Source organism: Bacillus sp. Xin1, assembly GCF_013314535.1.
Taxonomy (GTDB): Bacteria; Bacillota; Bacilli; order Bacillales; family Bacillaceae_G; genus Bacillus_A.
The window spans coordinates 1-2,512 of record NZ_JABUAE010000113.1; the positions used below are offsets into that span (position 1 = coordinate 1).

2 protein-coding genes are annotated in these 2,512 nt (G+C 38.1%); both read right to left on the bottom strand.

Annotated features, from left to right (window positions below; genetic code table 11):
- A partial coding sequence (locus HRG09_RS27880) for a type IA DNA topoisomerase (RefSeq protein ID WP_174104039.1) occupies nucleotides 1–2,225 on the bottom strand: 2,225 nt, incomplete at its 3' end.
- A 30-nt stretch (nucleotides 2,226–2,255) separates the two neighbouring features.
- Nucleotides 2,256–2,378, bottom strand: coding sequence for a hypothetical protein (locus HRG09_RS29455; protein WP_255299145.1), 123 nt, complete (start codon nucleotides 2,376–2,378; stop codon nucleotides 2,256–2,258).
- Between the last annotated feature and the right edge of the window lie 134 nt (nucleotides 2,379–2,512).

Consider the following 2,512-nt stretch of genomic DNA (forward strand, 5'->3'; position numbering starts at 1 on the left):
ATTTTTGCTGGCAACATGAACTTACAACCATTTTTATATGCTGTGCACCCAAAAAATGTTTTTCGGTGAAGAATGTCCCCTTTTTTACATGCTGGACACTTGCCAAGAGACATCTCTTCTGTCGTTGGGAACTGAAATTGCACCTTTCCTTCTCGCAATACCAAATAAGCTGAGAACTCTTTCTCACCAGATTTAAATCCCTTCAATAAATCCGTTTTCTTACTTTCAAACAGCTTTTTGACCTGCGCTTCTGGAATGGATTTTTCTTTAATTTTCTTCGGCATACGAATCTCACATTCTGGGTAATTACTACACCCATAGAAATTTCCTTTATGAAGGATTTTTCCTTTTCTACATGGGCAACGACACACTTCAATTTGTTGATTCCAATTCCGAATCATTTCGTCCGCTACTTTTTCATCCGTTTCTCCTAATTTTTCAACTGTATCTTTTACAAATGTATTCGTTTGTTCTACAAACTCACCGTATGGCATTTCTTTCTTTTCGATCATATGAATCATCCCTTCCATTTCAGCCGTATAAGCTGGATTTTTGATTTCATCTATTGGAAATTTCTCTACAAATGCACGACCAATTTTCGTTGTACGAATTTGACCGTTAGTAACCGTGATATAATTTCTCGTTGCGAGTTTTGGAATAAAGGTCTCTTCTGTCGCAACCGTTCCAATCCGCTTTCCTTTCATTAACTCTTTTAAATGGTCATCGTCCAACTTACGACCGGCGGTCTCCATAAACGTTAGAATGGAGCTTTCCGTATGAAATGCTGGTTTCTTTGTTTTCGACTGCATTAAGTCATGTTTTACGATTTGAAATGAGTCCCCTTCATACAAAAAAGGGATTTGAAAGCTTTCCACAGAACCTTCTTCCATGTCCTCATGAAATACGCTTAAAAATCCCTTTTCCTGCAAAACTTTCTCTTTCGTACTGTATATATTTTCGTCAACATCCATAAACTGTGCCTCACGTACCAAATAAACAGCCGGTGGCATAAAATTCTCAATAAATCGTTTCACAATGAGGTCATATAATTGAATTTCTAATGGTTTTCTATTGGTCCCGTCATATGGTTTTGTTGTCGGGATGATGGCAAAGTGACTATCTACAAGCTCATCGTTAAATGTGGCATGTTTTTCTGTAATGGTATGCGTATCTACAAGTTGCACCAACTCCGCATAATTGGTAGACTGCAAAGCCTGGAATACTTCTTGTACTCTGCCTACCTTTTCTGTTGGCAAATGCCTGGACGATGAACGAGGATAGGAAATCCATCCTTCCTCATATAAACTCTGAATATGTTTTTTAGCGGTTTCTGCACTTACCTTTAATTTCGCATGAGCATCTTTATACAAATCCGTCAGGTTATATAACAATTTTGGTTTCTTTTTTCTCGTATTCTCTTTAAACTCTGTTACTGTTAGTGCTGTACCAACTAATTTTTCACCAAGCTTTTGTAAGGGAGCTGGATCTAATAACTGATCTTCTGTCTTCATAACCGCTTCTAATCCATTCTCTGTGATGAGTTTTAGATTGTAGTAGGTTTGTTCCTTATAATTCTCTATGGCTACCTCACGTTGCCAAATCTCATGTAACAGACACATTTGCACACGCCCCGTTGCCAATAAGAATTGATTTTTAGCAAGTTTCGTTGTACATCCTCTTGTCACATTGATTCCGAGAAGATAGTCTAGGTATTGCCTCGCTTTAGCGGAATTTGCAAGTCCGTCATAGTGTTCCCCTGGCTCTAATCGGTTCAACCCCGCCTCTAATTCTGCTGGCTCATACGAAGCAAGCCAGAGGCGAGATTGTCGTTTATTTACGCCCGCATATTCATACATTTCACGATAAATCAGCTCACCCTCACGGTCTCCATCACATGCGTTGACCACATGATCTACATCCTGGCGTTGCAACAAATCTACTAGAATATTGATTTGTTCGATATAATCTTGCTTCACTTTGTATTCTGGCTCTAACAAAAGAGGCAAATGTTCAAATTTAAATTCTTTGTATCTCTCATCTATTTCTTCTGGATGCTTCAGCTCCAATAAATGACCGGAACACCAACTAATAATGTACTGATGGTTCTCAAAGTACCCAAAATAAGGTTTGCTCCCCATATGTTTCTCTGCATTTCTAAAACGTGGTGATTTCAATAATTCGTATGCAACTTTCGGCTTTTCCGCAATAAATAATGTTTTTCCCATTACCCATTCCTCCTCATGTATGTAACATCTTTAATTTTGACGCTTGATTCTCCGCATTTTGAAGCGTTTCATCACACATTGCCCCATCCATAAACAAATGTTCAATGCCACGACTACAAGCAACATACAACCAGCAAATAGCCATGGATTCATGACATCTTTCTCCATTCCCAATCTTTCTGCAAAAACACATACATTTGCTTTTTCTCTGACAATATTTCACGTGCCATTTGAATTTTTTCCTTTGGAAAAGAAATAAAAATTAACTCTTCCGCATTTTTTGTTTC

What these genes read in the sequence shown, in the direction of transcription:
- HRG09_RS29455 (WP_255299145.1), bottom strand. Translation starts at nt 2,378, where the DNA reads ATGAATCCATGGCTATTTGCTGGTTGTATGTTGCTTGTAGTCGTGGCA.